The sequence below is a fragment of the Paenibacillus xerothermodurans genome (genome assembly GCF_002220865.2).
GTDB lineage: Bacteria > Bacillota > Bacilli > Paenibacillales > NBRC-103111 > Paenibacillus_S > Paenibacillus_S xerothermodurans.
The window spans coordinates 661,728-678,831 of the sequence record NZ_NHRJ02000002.1; the positions used below are offsets into that span (position 1 = coordinate 661,728).

At 52.9% G+C, this 17,104-nt stretch carries 13 protein-coding genes; 5 read left to right on the plus strand and 8 right to left on the minus strand.

All coding sequences use genetic code 11. The annotated features are described in order from the left end of the window. Positions 1 to 136: 136 nt before the first annotated feature. The gene (locus tag CBW46_RS06830) at positions 137 to 364 is read left to right on the plus strand and encodes a hypothetical protein (RefSeq protein WP_165842211.1); all 228 of its coding nucleotides are present in this window, start codon (positions 137 to 139) and stop codon (positions 362 to 364) included. A gap of 18 nt (positions 365 to 382) precedes the next feature. Here CBW46_RS06830 and CBW46_RS06835 read toward each other — a convergent pair whose 3' ends face one another. Both CBW46_RS06835 and CBW46_RS06840 read right to left on the minus strand, forming a co-directional pair. Continuing rightward, positions 383 to 1,618, minus strand: coding sequence for an AbrB family transcriptional regulator (locus tag CBW46_RS06835; RefSeq protein WP_089199241.1), 1,236 nt, complete (start codon positions 1,616 to 1,618; stop codon positions 383 to 385). Positions 1,619 to 1,876: 258 nt separating this feature from the next. Further along, complete coding sequence (locus CBW46_RS06840) at positions 1,877 to 3,163, minus strand: Gfo/Idh/MocA family protein (protein ID WP_089199242.1); 1,287 nt, start codon at positions 3,161 to 3,163, stop codon at positions 1,877 to 1,879. A gap of 134 nt (positions 3,164 to 3,297) precedes the next feature. Between CBW46_RS06840 and CBW46_RS06845 the strand changes: the two genes are divergently transcribed. After that, complete coding sequence (locus CBW46_RS06845; protein WP_089199243.1) at positions 3,298 to 4,173, plus strand: AraC family transcriptional regulator; 876 nt, start codon at positions 3,298 to 3,300, stop codon at positions 4,171 to 4,173. Between the two features lie 57 nt (positions 4,174 to 4,230). Further along, positions 4,231 to 5,346, plus strand: coding sequence for an aminopeptidase (locus CBW46_RS06850; RefSeq protein WP_089199244.1), 1,116 nt, complete (start codon positions 4,231 to 4,233; stop codon positions 5,344 to 5,346). 154 nt (positions 5,347 to 5,500) lie between these two features. Here the strand turns inward: CBW46_RS06850 and CBW46_RS06855 are convergent, their stop codons facing one another. After that, positions 5,501 to 5,881 carry a RidA family protein gene (locus CBW46_RS06855; RefSeq protein ID WP_243633192.1) on the minus strand — a complete coding sequence of 127 codons (381 nt, stop codon included), beginning with the start codon at positions 5,879 to 5,881 and terminating at the stop codon, positions 5,501 to 5,503. 284 nt (positions 5,882 to 6,165) lie between these two features. Between CBW46_RS06855 and CBW46_RS06860 the strand changes: the two genes are divergently transcribed. Beyond that, on the plus strand, positions 6,166 to 6,750 hold the full coding sequence (locus CBW46_RS06860; RefSeq protein WP_089199246.1) for an MmyB family transcriptional regulator: 585 nt from the start codon (positions 6,166 to 6,168) through the stop codon (positions 6,748 to 6,750). A 184-nt stretch (positions 6,751 to 6,934) separates the two neighbouring features. Here CBW46_RS06860 and CBW46_RS06865 read toward each other — a convergent pair whose 3' ends face one another. Together CBW46_RS06865 and CBW46_RS06870 are read right to left on the minus strand one after the other, a co-directional pair. Beyond that, a complete protein-coding gene (locus tag CBW46_RS06865) occupies positions 6,935 to 8,755 on the minus strand; it encodes an ABC transporter ATP-binding protein (protein ID WP_089199247.1) in 1,821 nt (606 codons plus the stop codon). Further along, entirely contained in the window at positions 8,752 to 10,512 is a 1,761-nt protein-coding gene (locus tag CBW46_RS06870; protein WP_089199248.1) for an ABC transporter ATP-binding protein, read from the minus strand. Before CBW46_RS06870 ends, CBW46_RS06865 begins: the two co-directional genes overlap by 4 nt. Before the next feature lie 216 nt (positions 10,513 to 10,728). Here CBW46_RS06870 and CBW46_RS06875 point away from each other — a divergent pair, with 216 nt between their 5' ends. Continuing rightward, positions 10,729 to 12,420, plus strand: coding sequence for an LTA synthase family protein (locus CBW46_RS06875; protein ID WP_243633193.1), 1,692 nt, complete (start codon positions 10,729 to 10,731; stop codon positions 12,418 to 12,420). Between the two features lie 458 nt (positions 12,421 to 12,878). Here the strand turns inward: CBW46_RS06875 and CBW46_RS06880 are convergent, their stop codons facing one another. The 3 genes from CBW46_RS06880 to CBW46_RS06890 all read right to left on the minus strand — a co-directional run bounded on the left by CBW46_RS06880 (position 12,879) and on the right by CBW46_RS06890 (position 16,755). After that, the gene (locus tag CBW46_RS06880) at positions 12,879 to 14,126 is read right to left on the minus strand and encodes a DUF445 domain-containing protein (RefSeq protein ID WP_089199249.1); all 1,248 of its coding nucleotides are present in this window, start codon (positions 14,124 to 14,126) and stop codon (positions 12,879 to 12,881) included. Positions 14,127 to 14,385: 259 nt separating this feature from the next. After that, complete coding sequence (locus tag CBW46_RS06885) at positions 14,386 to 15,351, minus strand: bile acid:sodium symporter family protein (protein ID WP_089199250.1); 966 nt, start codon at positions 15,349 to 15,351, stop codon at positions 14,386 to 14,388. A 393-nt stretch (positions 15,352 to 15,744) separates the two neighbouring features. After that, positions 15,745 to 16,755, minus strand: coding sequence for a hypothetical protein (locus CBW46_RS06890; protein WP_089199251.1), 1,011 nt, complete (start codon positions 16,753 to 16,755; stop codon positions 15,745 to 15,747). Positions 16,756 to 17,104: the final 349 nt, after the last annotated feature.

Sequence of the window (17,104 nt, forward strand, 5' to 3'; positions counted from 1 at the left end):
AACTGTACGTGCGCTGCTAATCGCGTTATGCGTCATTGCGTGCCCGATTGTTGTGTCCGGTTGCACGCATCAACCGACAGCCATTGAAACGCAGGACCTGCTCCCATCGATATCGTTCACCAAGCGGCATATTATCGTGGATAACCAAAACGACTACGTGTGGAAAAATGTCTCGATCACGCTAAACAAACAGTACTTCTACTCCAGCCCTATTGTGCCGCGCGGCCCCTCGAGTCTCCCGCTGTCGGAATTCCGGGATGTCCAAGGCGCCGCTTTCGATGCGGTGCAGAGCATACCCCGCCAATTAGTGATCGAAGTTCAGGAAGGCTTCAACGGACAGCCAGGGCGTTTTAGCTGGCGATAAATCACTGCGAGATTAGGGTCACCTGTCCGCTGTTGTGCCGGCGGCTTTGCCACCGCCGCCGTAACGCCGGAAGCCCCAGCGCAGTGCGTAGGGCACAATGAACAAGATGAACAAAATGCGAAACATTTGGTATGCGACCACTAACGACACGTCAGCGCCCACGAGGGTAGCCGTCACGCCCATTTCAGTCATACCGCCTGGAGCGGTGCTTAAAAATGCTGTGACCATAGAGACAGGCTGCAGCAGGCTAAAAGCATAGGATAAAGTCCAACAAAAGGCAACTACGCTTATGCTGCCTAGCAGTGAATACGGGAGCAGGCGCCGCCAATTGCTCAAGCTGTTGAGCTTGATTCCTAAACCCATCGAAACACCTAGGCACCACTGTGCGAGTATCACCACCAAGGGCGGCAGCGTCGGCGGATCAAGCCCGAGCACGGTGATCACTCCAGCCGCAATTATGGGGCCCAGAAAATAAGGCGTGGGAAAGCGCAGCTTCCCCGCCATCCACGCTGCGCCGATCACGGCCGCCATCAACAGAAGACAAAACAGCGGCCTGTCTACCACCGTGTGTGCTGCCACAGCCAGCGAACTTAGCAGCCCACTGTCTCCGCCTGTCAGGGCTGGTACTCCCTGCATCGCAGTGTCTCCACCCGTCACGGCTGGTACTCCCTGCATCGCAGTGTGTCCGCCCGCCCCAGGCAGCGCTCCTAGCGGCATAGCGTATCCGCCTTCCCCATTCCCTACAGGTGCGTAACCGGTACCTTCACCCCCAGCCAAACCGTGCACGGCTAAGAAAGGCACCACAAACACCACCGCGAGCAGCCGGATGGTCTGCATAAAGGCCACCACAGCCGTGTCCGCGCCTTCTACTTCATCGCTCAGCACCACCATCTGTGACAATCCTCCCGGCACGCTGCCAATGACGCTGCTTGCACCGCTGATGCCAGTGTGCCTTGCGGTGATGTAAGCGACACCCAGACTGAACACCAGAGTGAGCGCAGTTGCCAGCAACATGAGCGGCAGCTGTGAAGAGATTACGCTGTCGATCGTGAATGACAGGCCCATGCTGTAGCCAAGCAGAGCCAAGCCCGCATTGCGCAGCCCACCGGGCCACGTCAACCGGCGGCGGACCAGCGACGACCACACAACCGCAGCGGTCAGAGGACCCAGCATCCAGCTGAGCGGTACATGCAGAAGAGTGAACAGCACTCCACCGATAAAAGTAACGCAGATTGTTTCCGTGATCCGACTCATGGTGTGATTCCTCTTTTCCGGACGTTAAAACACTGTGCTTATTATAGCAAAACGAATTCCAGCGGAATACCCGCGCGGCATCGGCATCTGAGTTACTTACATGGTTGTGGTCTTTCTTTTCATCCCCGTGCCGGTGACACCCAGATTGCTCACTCCCAAGCCGCGTTAATGTGAACGGACAAGTGAAAAAAGCCGTCCATCGCAAGCTGCGTTGAACGGCTCTCACCCTGCAAGCTGACCGATACATTGGCTTGCTGCTTAAAACTGCACCAAATCAGAAACCTTCACCGGGAGACCGGTTTTCAGCGAACGGTTGCCTGCAATGCCGGTCAGGATCGACATAGCTCCGTCAACGTGGGACGCCGCCCGTTTGAACCTGTCCGGCTCCGGTGTGCCGAACAAATCGTTCAGCAGCACCGGGTCACCGCCGCCATGGCCGCCTGCCCGCTCTTCCACCTGAACTTCATACGGAGCATCGAACATCGGATGGACGATGATCGATTTTCCTTTCACCGCGCCCTCCAATGCTTGTTCACCTCCGGAATTCACATACGATGACTCGACCACGTTCATCTCAATGCGGCCCTTGCTGCCGTTAAACACGACGCGGAACCCCTCCCAAGGGGCGTAGGCGTAAAGCGAGTACGTCAAAATTGCCTTGCTGCGGTATCGCACCATAACTCCCATCGTGTCTTCAATGCTGATACCGTCCCCGAACACGCTTTGGTCACGGAAGTAACCGTCTTCATGCTCCGCATCAAGATACATGGCCTTCAACTTATCATTGGCTGCGAGATCCAGCGCAAACGGGTCGTTCTTTGCATGCTCGCTGCCATGGGCGCGGGAATAAAAGCTCGTCACACCCCGTTTTTCCGCATTTTCCCGTCCGTAAAACATCAAGTCGCCAAATGCGAATACCGTCGCCGGCTGTGTGCCGAGCCAAAAGTTGACCAAGTCAAAATGGTGGGTGGATTTATGAACCAGCAGCCCGCCGCTATTGCGCTTGTCGCGATGCCATCGGCGGAAATAGTCCGCCCCATGCTTCGTATTCAGCAGCCATTCAAAGTGAACCGCATGCACATCTCCAATGGTGCCGTCTTCGATCAGTTCGCGGATCTTGGTGTTGTGTGGAGAGTATCTGTAGTTGAATGTTACCCGCAGATTGCGGCCTGTCTTTTTTACCGCATCGAGAATTTCCTGGCATTTCTCTTGATCCACCGTCATAGGCTTCTCCGTTATTACATCACAGCCCAGCTCCATGGCACGGATAATGTAAGTATGGTGCGTCCGGTCCACTGTGGTGACAATGACGACATCGGGCTTCGTCTCTTCGATCATGCGATCAAAGTCGTGAGCTTTGTATGTCGGCAGCGGTCCGACACCGAACTCCCCTACAGATTTATTCGCAAAATCCATCCGTGTCTGATTCACGTCGCAGAAGGCGACCAGCTCGGACGAATCTCTGAAATCACGGGCGATCGCATTGTAAAAGAAGCCTGCCCGGCCGCCGGTGCCGATCAGCGCATATTTTTTGCGGTTTGACATTGTTTCAACCTCCTCCTTTATGCTATGGTGAGTATACCGCAATAAATATGTGAAAACAGCACGTTAATTGCTTTCATTGCAACAAATTCTACTTATATTGCTATCGCACGAGACCGACTCTGGAGGTAGTTGAGATGGATATACAGAGCACGACGGATCCGCAGCGGGCGCTGTTCGCCCCTACAGACCCTTTTCACCTGCACCACTCGGTACGCACCGGGCCTTTTAATATGACGCAAAATCACGCTCACGACTCGTATGAAATCTACTATATGCGTTCCGGAGAGCGCTTTTATTTTATTAAGGACCGGTCCTATTGGGTAAAAAGAGGCGATCTGGTGCTGATTCCGCCCAACGTCCTGCATAAAACCATGGAATCGGATTCACCCAGCCACGAGCGCATTTTGATCAATTTTAAAGAAGTATTCATGCGAGGTTTATATGATGAGGTGGCCCCGGGACTGTTGACTGTGTTTGAAGAAGGGCCTGTGCTTCACCCTGATGCGCGCGAGTTGATGATGATCGAATCTATTATGGAAAAAATGCTTTGGGAGCAAAAACACGCGGAGCCGGACGCCGAGGGTTACATCAAGGTGCTGCTTGGCGAACTGCTGCTGCTCATTAGCCGCCACATCCGCCATACCGACCGCAAAAACAAAATCGCCGAGCATCCTACCACGCTTCACCGCAAAGTATCGGATATGGTTAAGCACATTAACGAAAATTTCCGTCAGCCGCTGTCACTGAAGACGTTAGCCGACCATTTTCATATCAGCTCGTTTTACCTATGCCGTATCTACAAAGAAGTCACCGGTTTCACCGTAATCGAATATGTGAATCAGCTTCGTGTGCAGGATGCGCAGCGGCTGCTAAAGACAACCCGCTTGTCCGTGACCGAGATTACCGAAAGAGTAGGCTTTGACAGCAGCACGCATTTCGGACGTATTTTCAAAGCGCTGTGCGGCATGTCCCCTCTGCAGTATCGCAAATGGAACACACCGCGCGATTAGAGTTATCCGGCGAAAAGGAATATAATAATACAAAATCCAAAGCAAAGGGTGAGTGGAATGTTAGATCCAAGATTAGAACGTTTGGCTGACGTGCTTGTGAATTACTCAACAAAGGTTCAGCCCGGTGAGAATGTGTTGATAGAAGCCTTTGGCATCGATAACGCCCTGGTGCGGGCATTGGTGCAGAAAGTACATAAGGCCGGCGGACGGCCGTACGTTAATCTGCGCGATCATCAAGTGATCCGCGAGCTGCTGCTTGATGCAACCGAAGAGCAAATTACGACATGGGCGGAATATGACGCGAATCAAATGAAGATGATGCAGGCTTACATCGGGGTGCGCGGCGGCTATAACATTTATGAGCTGTCCGACGTGCCGGATGAGCAGATGAAGTTTTACAACAAGCTGTACAACCACAAAGTTCACTCGATGATCCGGGTCAAAAATACGAAATGGGTTGTTCTCCGGTATCCGAACCCGTCGATGGCCCAACTGGCTTCAATGAGCACAGAGGAATTTGAAAAGCTGTATTTTGACGTATGCACGATGGATTATTCCAAAATGAGCGCGGCGATGGACCCGCTGGTCGAACTGATGAACAACACGGACAAGGTTCAGATCAAAGGAAACGGTACCGACCTGACCTTCTCGATCAAGGGTATCCCCGCTATCAAATGCCCGGGAACGATGAACATACCTGACGGAGAGGTGTTCACTGCGCCTGTTAAAGACAGCGTAAACGGGATTATCGCATACAACACACCCAGCCCATACAACGGCTTTGTATATGAAAATGTGACATTGCGGTTTGAAAACGGGCGGATCGTGGAGGCGACTGCGAATAATACGGAACGTCTGAACAAAATTCTGGACACGGACGAGGGCGCCCGTTATGTGGGTGAGTTCGCCATTGGTGTAAATCCTTTTATCAAAGAGCCGATGAAAGATATTCTGTTCGACGAGAAAATTGACGGATCCTTGCATTTCACCCCTGGGCAAGCATATGATGAGGCGTTTAACGGTAACGTATCGAGCATACATTGGGATATGGTGCTCATCCAACGGCCTGAATGGGGCGGCGGTGAAATTTATTTCGACGACAGGTTGATCCGCAAAGACGGCCGCTTTGTCGTGCCGGAGCTGGAGAACCTTAATCCGGATAAGTTGGTCTAGCGGCTAGATATAAAATTGGCATGTATGTTGAAAGACCAGCCTGATCGCACACGTGCGCCAGCTTCGGCGTCGGCTTGGATCTGCTGGTCTTTTTGTTCGGTACTGGCTGCATCCATCACCCGGACGATTGCAAAGTTAATCGCCAGCGAACCCATTACTCCGTTTTCTCGGGAATATGGCCGCCGTTTCTCCTGATCACATGCGCTATTTCATCGTAGTCCTTCTCATGCACCTGCACCGACAGCACATGTTTGCGATCTGTTATGTCGTCTTCCCCGTTATCCATCGCATCTAACGCTGCGATCGGAGCCAAACCTCGTGTTTGCCCGGGCACGTCGGTGGTATCAGTCCCATATCCGGTTCCAGAGGTACCGAGCCCCGCGGCTAGAGGGGACACTATGGCGCCGCGGCGGTCGTATTCCCCCGTACCGGCACTGCCGGTCTCCAAATTATGGACATCATACGTTTGCAGCAGTATTTTTACGGCTTCCGCGTCGTCTTCCGTCCTGAAATACGCTTGAATTGGCACAGTCATCACACATCGCTCCTTTGCTTCTATTCAGATAGGTATACTTCATTTGGTTCCTTATATTTCCTTACCCAAAAAGCCGGTGAGCCTACTCACAAAATGTCGGATTGTTCGATCCCGCAATGTGGCCGGGCCATAACTTTCCAATTTTGCTGCTCTATCCTTACTTTCAGCACGCCTCTTCACTGAATTGTCACCGCATGCCAACAACACGTATCAGATTACGGATTGTTTTTTCGGCCTGCATAATTTATAATCAAGCCTTACGACTATGTTTGGAGTGACATGACTTGGCATATTTCGACATTGATCGGATACATACCTTAGAACATTTTTTTGATGCCGAGCCGCCGGTAATAGATCCTACGCTGCAGCGCATCCTCGATTACTTAAATCCCTGCCCGGCCTTCATCGCCGACCGCTACTGCACTCTGCTCGGCTGGAACAAAGCGGCCGGCCTCATATTGGACCAGATTGGACCGCTCATCCGGGAGGATCGCAACATAGTGTGGTTGTCGCTAATGAAGCAGGAGCTCCGGGAATTGGTCGTCAACTGGGAGGATTTTGCGGGGGACTTTCTGACCATGCTGCGCAATTACCAAGGACAGTATCGCTGGGATCCCTGGTACGATGATTTCATCCGGCACTGTAAGCAGGCGAGCCCGCATTTCAGCCAGCTATGGCATATGGGTGAATCCTCAACCGATCCCAATACAATTCGTGAAGTCAACCACCCGCAAGCGGGGAACATGAGATTCGAGCTTACTTCGTTTCAGGTGTATGCCCAAGCAGATTTGCGCTGCTGTATATACACGCCGATTGAGGACTCCGAAACGGAAACCAAAATCACCAATCTGCTCAGAGTCGTCAACTGAGCGGCTGTAGAAACATGTCGGCTTTTGCGCTTCCCCGGGAAATGAACAAACAGTGCCGAAGGTAACGAAACAGAGAAGCACCTTAACATCCCTGCCAACAGCAGGATGATGAGGTGCTTCTTTAGCATGCATAATTGCCGAAGACCATGTGGTCTAAGCTGCATGGAAATGCGTTTTCACCTGCTCAACCGTTGGCCGCTGCGCCTCCGGTCTCCTCCCGGTTCCACAGATGGCGCAGCTCCTCGCTCGTTTGCAGCAGTGTGTTGAGTGTCCCCTCCGCTTCAATGCAGCCGTCCTTCATCACAATAATGTGATCCGCATGCGCCAACGCGGCTTTGCGGTGAGATATCACCAAACAGGTCGCCTGCCTCGTCTCGTGCAGCCGCTCCCACAGCTTGCTCTCGGTGTCAACGTCGAGAGCGCTGGACAAATCATCGAACACAAGCAGTTCAGCGTTACGCACGAACATGCGGGCCGCTGCCGTCCGCTGTGCTTGACCGCCGGACAGCTTCACCCCGCGCGGTCCGATGATCGTATCCAATCCGTGCTCCAACCGCGCGATGTCGTCTTCTAACACGGCGGCGTGCACGGCCGCGGCGAGCTGCTCCCTGCGTGCGTTGATGCCGAGCAGAATATTGTTCTTTAGCGTATCGCTGTAAAGCCGAGGCACCTGTGGAGTGTACGCGCTCCGCGGCGGCACGAAAAATTCGCCCGGCTGCGCGACACGTTGCCCGTTCCAACGGATCTCTCCGGCTTCCCTTGGAAGAAGCCCGAGCAGTGCACGCACGAGGGTTGTTTTCCCGGACCCTATCCTCCCCGTGATCACGGTAAACGAACCGCGGGGCACGCGGAGGCTGATATTATCTATACCGCGGCCCGTCTGCGGATAATGATATGTGAGGCCCTCCGCCTCCAGCATGTGCAGCTGCTCATCGGAGCGGTGAGCCGTGATGGCACCGTGACCGCGCTGTATTTTATCCGACGATATTTCCCCCGGTGCTTCCTCTACTGCTGCACTCAGATGCAGCGGATGGTATTCCGTTAATTTCTCCGTCTCCGCTCCTTGCAGCAAATCAGCGAGGCGCTGTTTCGACACTGTGCTCTGCTTGAAGCAGGTGAGAAACTTTCCAAAATTTTGGATGAATTGAGTGACGAACGTCAAATAATAGACGAACAAAGCAAAATCCCCTACCGTAAAGCTTCCTTCGCGCATCGAGCCGGCCGCAAGCAGAAGGATAAAACCGGTACCGATGTGGACCGTGTTAGAGAATACGGAATCAAGCGTCTGCGTGAGCAGCTTATCCTTGAGCATCGCTTGTCTCCGGTTATCGTTAAGCCTCCTGAAGCGGCCGATAACCCGCTCCTCGGCGCCCGCCACCTGAATCGATTGTACAGCGCTGAACATCTCACTTATCGCACCTGTCACCTGGCTTGTCGCATGCCGGCTGGCAGCCCGGTATTTTTGCAGCAGCGTAGTCGATATCTGCGCCACCGTAACAACCACCACCAACGGCAAAAATACCCACATCGTCATGGCAGCGTGAATGTCATACAAAATGTAAAAAGCGACCGATGCAAACATAGTCATCCCCAGCGCGTCCACCGACCAGCTGAAAGTCTCCTCGATCTGCTCGACATCGTCGCGAAAATTACTGATCGCCTCACCGGGTGAGCAGGGAATGGCTTTGGCGCCCGGCTCCTTGAGAATATGGCTCAGCATATTGCGGCGCAGCAGGCTGCCGATACGAAACCGGGAATGCACATCGGTCATAAAGCCGAAAATAATCATCATAGCGCGCGCCAGCGTCGCCGCCAAAAGCAGCGCTATCAGCAACCATACATCGAAGCCGTATGCGGCATGGCCGGACAGCGAATCGAAGAATTGTTTCGTTATCCAGCCCGGGGCTATCGGTGCCAGGTAAATCAAAGCCCATGCAGTTGCGTTCAGTATATATAATCCGATACGGTAACGAGTCAGCTTCATGAGAAAAGCGAATGTGCTCATACCAAAACCTCCTCCATCCCGACCTGCAGCATTTGATTATAGCGGGAGCGCGTGTCGGCCGCCAACCGGACTCTGTCGCCAAGCTCGATAATCCGCCCTTCCTCCAAAATAAGAATTTCGTCGGCACGCTGAATGGTAGCCAGCCGATGGGCGATCACAATACAGGTGCGGCCAACCAGCAGCCGGCTGATTGCATGTTCCAGCTTCTGCTCCGTGGCAGGGTCCAGCCTGGATGATGCTTCATCCAAAATAATCAACCCGGGGTCCGATAAAAACACACGAGCAAACGAGATCAGCTGGGCTTCACCGGCCGACAACCCGCCGCCGTTGGATTCCAGCGGAGTGTCGAGACCTTTGGGCAGCGACTGGTACCACTGTCCGAGACCGAGTCCCTCCAGCACGGCGATAATACGCTGATCATCTATGTCATCTTGGAAAAAAGTCAGGTTGTCGCGGACCGTGCCTTGGAAAATTTCAATGTTTTGAGTCACAAATCCAACCCGGCTTCGCAGCTCTGGCAGAGTCGTGTCACGTACATCTATCCCATCCAACCGGATGGCGCCGGAGCGAGGATCGTAAAATCTAAGCAGCATACGTGCCAGCGTGGTTTTGCCGCTGCCCGTGCGGCCCAGCAGCCCAAGCACTTTTCCGCGTTGCAGATGGAAGTGGATATGATTTAACGTAGTTAAATCATCGTCATAGCCGAAGCTGACATCGTCAAACGTTACGGCCAGCGGTCCGCTCGGCAGGGGCACCCCTACTCCGTCGCGAATGGCCGATTGTGTTTGCAGAAGCTCACGCACCCGGACGATGCTGGCGTCAGCTTTTTGCAGATCTTCCATTTGCGTGCGGATTTGTTCTATGGGTTTGGCCATCAGCTCAGAGTAATAGAAGATCATGTAAACCGTTCCAAGCGAGATCGAACCAAGCTTCCACAAATAAGCCGTCACCGCAAAGGCGACCGCATTGCCTATGGCAAACACCAGTAATGTAGTAATCCACATCGAAGCCCAGCCGAGAAAAGCCTTAACGCGCAGAGGGAGCCATTCCCTTAGAAGTGAATGAAATCGCTGCATAACGAAGCCCGTCGCCCCGTTAGCCCTCGTATCCTCGGTACCCTCGAGATGTTCACCCAGGAAGCCGTAAAACCGCGAGCTCATCGCCCGCAAGTTACCCCAGTGGGGCACGGCGAAGCGGCGAATATATTGGATCGCATAAATGGCAAAGACGATGAAGCCCGTCATGCTAAGCCCCACCGCCCATCCTTCCCGGAACAGCAGCACAAGCATACCGGCTACTAATAAAAGATTACTAAGCAGGGAAACGGCAAAATTCGAAAAGAAGTTCGCCAGATTGTTGATGTCCCCGTCGACACGTTCGATAATTGCTCCCGACGTGTGCGATTTATGAAACGACATATCCAGTTTCATACAGTGCTCCGCAACGTCGCCGCGCAGTTTGTTAGTGGCGATCCAGCCGACGTTCTCACCGATATATGCGGCTGCGACCGTCAGTCCCTGATGCACCAGCGAGACCACAATGAACAGTACGGCAGCGTACACTAATGGAGTCGTGCTTTCCTGCGTTTTAGCCGTGTCGATAAAGTATCTTATAATTTGCGGGTTAATGAGCTGCATGATAATGCCCGAGATTAATAGGACAGATAACCATATGATGCTTTTGCGCTGCGGCTTGAGATAGCTTCGCAGCAGCCCGGCGTATTCTTTGAGCGGTATTTTCCGGTTCAATTCCCTCACTCCCCTTGTATTCTCTCTATAAGCCCGTAATTCGCTGTGTGAAACGACCGAATTGCGTTTGGTTGTAACTTTAGTGGATGGCTGCAAAGGCGTCAACGGCTTTTTTACTGCAGCTGTTGCTCCAAGCCCGCTCCCTCTCGCTGCGTTTTTCTTATGTCAGCCCGTGCGGCGCCATGCTATAATGGCCATAGTTTCCTCAGAATAGGAGTTTCACAGATGCGTGTGAACAAACTAGTTTTACGGCGCTTGGCCGGACTTCTGTTGGCCGTGCTCATGCTCCCGCTGCTGCGATCTGCCGGACCGGGCAGCGACACAAGCGTTATACCTATAATGGCACCGACTCTTGAATGGACTGAGGAGGAACTGCGGCGCGATCCGAATGTGATCGTCGTGCTGAGCGAGGCGTTCTGGGACCCGACCCAAATCGCAGGCCTGCAATTCAGCCGTGACCCCATCCCGGTGTATCATGCTCTGCAGAAGGTATACACCAGCGGCACAATGCTTTCTCCGCAGTATGGCGGGGGCACGGCCAATGTTGAATTTGAGGTGCTAACCGGCAACTCAATGCGCTTTTTGCCCGAGGATGACATTGCTTATGAAACCGCTGTTAAACATAACGTCGATTCACTTGCGGGCATATTGGGGCGGCAGGGGTACACGTCAACGGCGATTACTCCGTTTCATAACTGGTATTTTGACAGCACGAACGTGTATCGCCGTTTTGGCTTTTCCCGATATATCAGTTTGGAGTTTTTCAACCCCGATGAATATGTGGGGCCATACATCGGCGATCATGCCGTAGCCAGAAGAATTATCGAGGAAACAAGGCGCAGCGGCGGTTCGGATTTTATATTTGCTAACACCATGGAGAACCATTATCATTACTGGCCTAATAAATTTAAAAATAACACGGTACAGATCAAAGGGAAAGTGCCCGGTGCAGCCCTCGCAATACTGGAGACCTATGCCCAGGGGGCTAGCGGCGCGGACGCCATGCTTCAGCAGCTGGTTGAGCATTACAGCAGGTTGAAAGAGCCGACAATCCTTGTGTTTTTCGGAGACCATCTCCCGCAATTAGAGAAAGATTATTACGTTTATCGTGAAACCAAGTACATTGAAAGCGAGAACGATCCGGACTTCCTGCCGAAAATGTACAACGTTCCCGTGCTTATCTGGAACAATTACATGACTGGGCCCAAGGACAATTTATACATAAGCCCATCTTTTTTGAGTCCTTATATTCTGCAACTCGCTAAGAAACCAGGCAGCGCCTATACGGATTACTTAGCAGACTTGTCCCAGCGAACGCCCGTTATACCGCCGAGAAAGTATTACGAAGCAATGCAAATCAATCCAGCGGAGCTGGCGCCTTACGAAGCGTGGCAGCGGAGCATTTTGACCGGTGCAGGCGCGGATTCCGGTGCCGGTTCCAGTGGGGTTCCAGGCGGAGTGCCTGACAGCGGTTCCCCGGACGTATCCGGTTCCGTGTATGAAAAGGTGTATCGCCCGCATGCCCCTGCCGAAGTAGGGACCGGTCTCAAACACCAAACCGGCGGACGCACAGGTGCCTCCGAGTCTTCGACTGTGACTCATGCTTCGGCGAATTTCATTCTTGGTTACGGCGAGCCTGTCATCGAATCGGTCTCCCCTTCCCCACTCGATATCGGTGAGTCAGCGGCAGCCACCATTACGGTAACAGGCGGACGTTTCGGGATGGGCAGCGTTGTATGCGTGAATGGTAAAGAGCTGGAAACCACGTGGCACAGCGAGGAAACCATCTCGGCTGTACTGCCGAAGGAGCTGCAAAGCAATCCGGAACAGCTCGGAGTGGAAGTTCGGGTTATAGATGAAAAAGGCACAATTCTGGCTAGATCCAAGACTTTCCTCCTGTCGATGGCCCAGAGATAACGGCAGGCCTGAGACGGAGTTGTGAGCCAGCCGCCGCGCTCATCTGCCGCGCTCGACAGTGCGCAGCGGGAGCTCGGCCGCCCGATGTGTTCGGTCGGGGCCGCGCGGGCACGGCATGCTTATGGCGACACAAACAGCCGCACGGGGCCCGGCATGCTTGTGGTGACACGAGAAGCCCACGGGGCACGGCATGCTTGTGGTGACACGAGCAGCCCACGGGGCACGGTATGCTCGTTCGGCCGGTAGCCATTGCGCGTACGACAGCTCGATGCGGCGGTTACCGCGCGCGACAGCACACCCCCCATAGTGCTCGGCTTGTCACCGCGCGCACCGTCCGGGCACTGTCCGGGCGTTGTACGCCCAGCGTGCCGCGGCGGTGCCGGGCAAGTGCAAAACGACCTAGTCATGGGACCAGGTCGTAGTTCTTTTCTTACACTTGCTGTGTTAGTCCGCCGACGTCAGCGCAGAACGCTCTCTAGGCCTGCCAGTACAAGCCCGATCAAAAACCCGCAAACAGCCCCGTTCACACGAATCCACTGCAGATCGCTTCCAATCTTATCCTCCATCAATTCAATGAGCGTTTCATCGTCGAAACGGTCGATGTTCTCCTTAATCAACACGCCGATTCTATGATGGTTGGCTTCGATCAACCGGGCAATTTGCTCCTTCAAACCAGTCTCCAATCGTTTGAGCAGCTCAGGATCATTCTCGAGTCGTTGGATCAGCCGTTGTACGAACGGCACCACGTGCGTGTCCACAAACAGCGGCTGACCTACACTCTTCACCGCCTGCTCTTGCAGCCGCACAAGTAAATCCATTATTTTGCCCCTCAGCTGCATTTCCTCTGCCAGTTGTGCCTTCAAGCCTTCCAATTCAGCCGCGATGCCGCTTCGGTGTTCAGGCTCGTTCAACCAGCCGCGCAGCGACTCGAGCACTGCTTGGCGATTCGGGTTCTCCCGGTCACGCATGCCGGCAATTCCGCTCAGAATAAACTGTTGAATGAGTTGGCCAAGCTTTTCTTCGTTAAAGAATCCCACAAAGGCATTCATCGCAAACTGCATGAGCCCGTTCGTTTTCATATGCGTAAGTGCTTGCGCTGCCATCGCACCCATACGATCACGGATTTCAGTCTTACTCACAAGCCTCTCCGCCATATCCAGCGCAAAATCAAAGGTTTTCTCGTCGTAGCCCTTGGCGTACGCCTGTGCCAACCCCTTTTCCAACAGCTGGCGCATATCCAACTCACGGATCAGACGGGCCGCTTCCTTTTCGGCATAATCCGCTAGCTTATCCAGCGGCAGCTGCCGAATGATAAACTCGCACGCTTTTGCAATAGCCGCCTTAGTGCTGTCAACCGTTAGCTGCTCCTGGACAGCGCTCAGCAGCCGCGGCAGTAGAGGAATCTCAGCGAGCTTGTTAGTGATACTTTGCTTGCTCAATAAGTCATTTTGTATCGTAGAAATAAATGCCTTGGCCACCTTGTCCCTGTTGTTAGGCAGTAGAGCCGTATGCGGAATCGGAATGCCCAGAGGGTGCCGAAACAGCGCTGTGACGGCAAACCAATCCGCCAGCCCGCCCACAAGCCCGGCCTCGAAGCCGGTCTGCAAAAAGCGCACCCATGGCGGCCCTTCTATCAGTAAAGTCCCTATAAATCCAGCCGCCATCACAGCAAGCGAGATGGTTGCGGTATGTTTGGAATTTCGCACTATGTTAGTCTCCTCTGCATCAAGCTTGTTATAGATTGTATCTAATTATATATAATACAACAAATTCGGACATAAAACCCACGCCCCGTGTTTTGGCGCCTCAGATCAACACGCCAGCGGACACAGGGCACACAATGCTAGTCATAACACAAAAACATCCAGTTTTCTGACTGACCTGCAAATGCGAAAAAACGTCCCGCCCCTGGCAAGAGAGGTCGGAACGCCTGAATGATGCTGCGAAATCTTGGCACGACTGATATCATGCGGCATTTGTGACTGCCAATCTGCCCGTCCCATACGTTTTGCCCAAACGCTGCCCGTACAACGAGGCGATAATCTGTTGAAAGAGCATACCAGCAATGACCGGAAGAGCCACCGGGGGTGGGAAAAAGCTGACTGCTAGCACAGCGCCCGCACTTAAATTCCGCATGCCGGAATTGAACGTCAGCGCTACGGTAACCTCAGGCTGCCACTTTAGCGCAACCGATGCCGCCCACCCGGCCAGGTAGCCTATAGGGGCACACACTAGAGCAAGCAGCATGATGGCAATCAGCTTCGTATTCATCTCGCTCAAAAATGGCGCAACGACCGCACTGTTCAACGCGACCACTATGAATAAGCCGATTTTCGAAAAGGGAGCCAACCTCGGTCCCCATACCACTTTGATGTTTCCCTTGGTCCATTGATTCATGGCCATGCCAAGCAATGACGGCACAACGACCATAAACAGCAGTCCTTGCATGATGTGCCATACGTCCATCTGCACCTTAGCTCCGACCAGAACGGAAAGACTGAAAGGTACCACGAGAGGAGATAACAGCGTGTCCAACAAAATCAGAGCTAACGTTAGCGCCATATTACCTTTGTATAAGGTCACCCAAAGCAAGCTGATCACGCCCGTAGGGATCACGAACAGCAGCACAAATCCGGTCTGGGTCAAATCATCACCGGGAAAAAAGATGGTACCGGCAGCCCATCCAAACAACGGCATAAACAGATGAAGAATGACGAAGTTGACTATGATCGGCATCGGATGCATCAGCACTTTGCCCAAATCCTTAAAACTTGAACCTAAGCTTCCCGCGAAGGACATACCTGCGAAAATCCAAGCAGCTAAAAAACTATATGAGTGCAGGTGTGCGGAGAACAGCAAGCCGAGTATGACCCCGCTTGGCGTAAGCAACGGCATAAACTTTTCTAATGCTTTGTTAAGCATGTTTATCATTGGAAACCCTCATTTGCGCTCGAATTATGACGTTTGGCCGATCTAGTAAACTATGACCGGCATGACCTATTCTAGCACAAAATGGTATTATGAAAACGATCAATATTGCTGAAAGTGCGCCAGACTTTGCCGATCTTGCCGAGGCGGTCGGCCGTCCCAAGGGTGATAGGACTGGCGTGTGCGACAAGTTGACGTCCCGTGGGGCCGGTCGAGGAATGATCCAATGCGGCCGTTATACGCTGCTTCGGCGAGGCACACGGCCAAAAAGAAAGCCGCCCGATAGACGGACGGCACAAATAATGATCGAGAAGATACGAAAGGGAGGATTGTTGGGAGTATAATCAGTAACGCTATAGCACTGCCTGGGCCAGTGCGATAAACGATGACCGCACTTTAATTTACAGTGTCTTTTTTATGCTGGACGAATTGGCGCAGCTGGTCTGTCATACCGTCCTTTAATTTTTGTATAAGCTGGTCTTCGCTAATGCCTTGCTCTTGGGCGAGCTCGGATAGGCTCTTACCCGCCTGCAGTCCTGATTTCAGCTGGTCCTCAGAGATGCCAATCGCCTCAGCTAATGCCTCAGGTTTTGCGGCATGAGCCAAACCGCGTTTCTCCAGGTGAAACTCCTTAGTATTCGCTTGATTGATTCTTTCTTGCAAATGCTCAGAGATCTTCGATTTAATCCGCTCCGCCTGCTCTTCAGTCAAGCGACCCGCACTAACCGCTGCCGTCAGCTTTTGACTATGACGGTCGGTCAGCTTCTGTAAATAATCGGCCTCGCTTAAGCCATGGCCCTGAGCGATTTGTGCAAATGTGTTGCCCTGCTTCAACGATTCCTTCACAGCCTCTGGTGTTACGCCAAGAATCTCAGCCGTATCATGGCCGAGGGTTACCTCATGCTTAGCAAAGCCTTGGTGCATGTGCTTCCTATCGACGTTAAACACTTTGCCCCAACCGGTACCATGCACTTGTTTGCGAATTCGGTCTTCCATGCCCGAGCTGATTTTATCCGCCTTTTCCTGGGTCAGTTTACCGGAGCTCACCGCCGCGGCTAGCGCTTCTTTTTCGGCATCGATCAGCTTTTGCATCAGCGTGTCCTCGTTTATGCCTTTGTCCTGCGCGATTTGCAGCAAGCTCTTACCTTGCTTGAGAGCTTCCTTCACCACGTCTTGCTCCACGCCGAGAATGGTCGCGGTCTGCGCCACTACATTGTTGACCTTGTGGTGCCAGTCAGCTCTTCCGTCTATGTGCGATGACTCAGCGCGCTGCTCTGTGCCTGTCGGCCGCACTTCGTCACCCGACGCGTTGTCGGCAGCTTGGGCCTGCGTCATCACACCGGCAGTGCCCAATAGGAAGCTCGCGGCGATCGCACTGGCTAATAATTTTTTCTCGATTGCTTTCATGTTCTTTCCACCTCTATGTGTTGGATTGGCTTAGCAAGGCAAGTGTAAACCGCCAACCTTAAGAAGAGATGAGTCCCAGTTAAAAGCACCATGAAAAATTACATGGATTTTCCCTTACTGCCAGAAATATTCGTCCTCATCTGCCAGAACGTATTTTTTTCCTGGATTGCGCTTTGTTGACTGCATCGGCAGCAAATGCTTGTAGAATTTATGGTTTTGGGGGCTGGTGCGACAACCGGTTTACGGGTAAAATGGTGTGAACATGACATGATAATCTCAGCAGTTCATTGTTGCGATGTTATGAATTTGTCATAGATTTTTAATGTTATTTTAATAATCGTAATATAAA

Excerpts from the sequence above, each read along its gene's own strand:
- CBW46_RS06885 (WP_089199250.1), bottom strand. The coding sequence starts at position 15,351 with ATGATAAACATGCTTAACAAAGCATTAGAAAAGTTTATGCCGTTGCTT.
- CBW46_RS06840 (WP_089199242.1), bottom strand. The coding sequence starts at position 3,163 with ATGTCAAACCGCAAAAAATATGCGCTGATCGGCACCGGCGGCCGGGCA.
- CBW46_RS06845 (WP_089199243.1), top strand. The coding sequence starts at position 3,298 with ATGGATATACAGAGCACGACGGATCCGCAGCGGGCGCTGTTCGCCCCT.
- CBW46_RS06850 (WP_089199244.1), top strand. The coding sequence starts at position 4,231 with ATGTTAGATCCAAGATTAGAACGTTTGGCTGACGTGCTTGTGAATTAC.
- CBW46_RS06855 (WP_243633192.1), bottom strand. The coding sequence starts at position 5,881 with ATGACTGTGCCAATTCAAGCGTATTTCAGGACGGAAGACGACGCGGAA.
- CBW46_RS06835 (WP_089199241.1), bottom strand. The coding sequence starts at position 1,618 with ATGAGTCGGATCACGGAAACAATCTGCGTTACTTTTATCGGTGGAGTG.
- CBW46_RS06865 (WP_089199247.1), bottom strand. The coding sequence starts at position 8,755 with ATGAGCACATTCGCTTTTCTCATGAAGCTGACTCGTTACCGTATCGGA.
- CBW46_RS06890 (WP_089199251.1), bottom strand. The coding sequence starts at position 16,755 with ATGAAAGCAATCGAGAAAAAATTATTAGCCAGTGCGATCGCCGCGAGC.
- CBW46_RS06875 (WP_243633193.1), top strand. The coding sequence starts at position 10,729 with ATGCGTGTGAACAAACTAGTTTTACGGCGCTTGGCCGGACTTCTGTTG.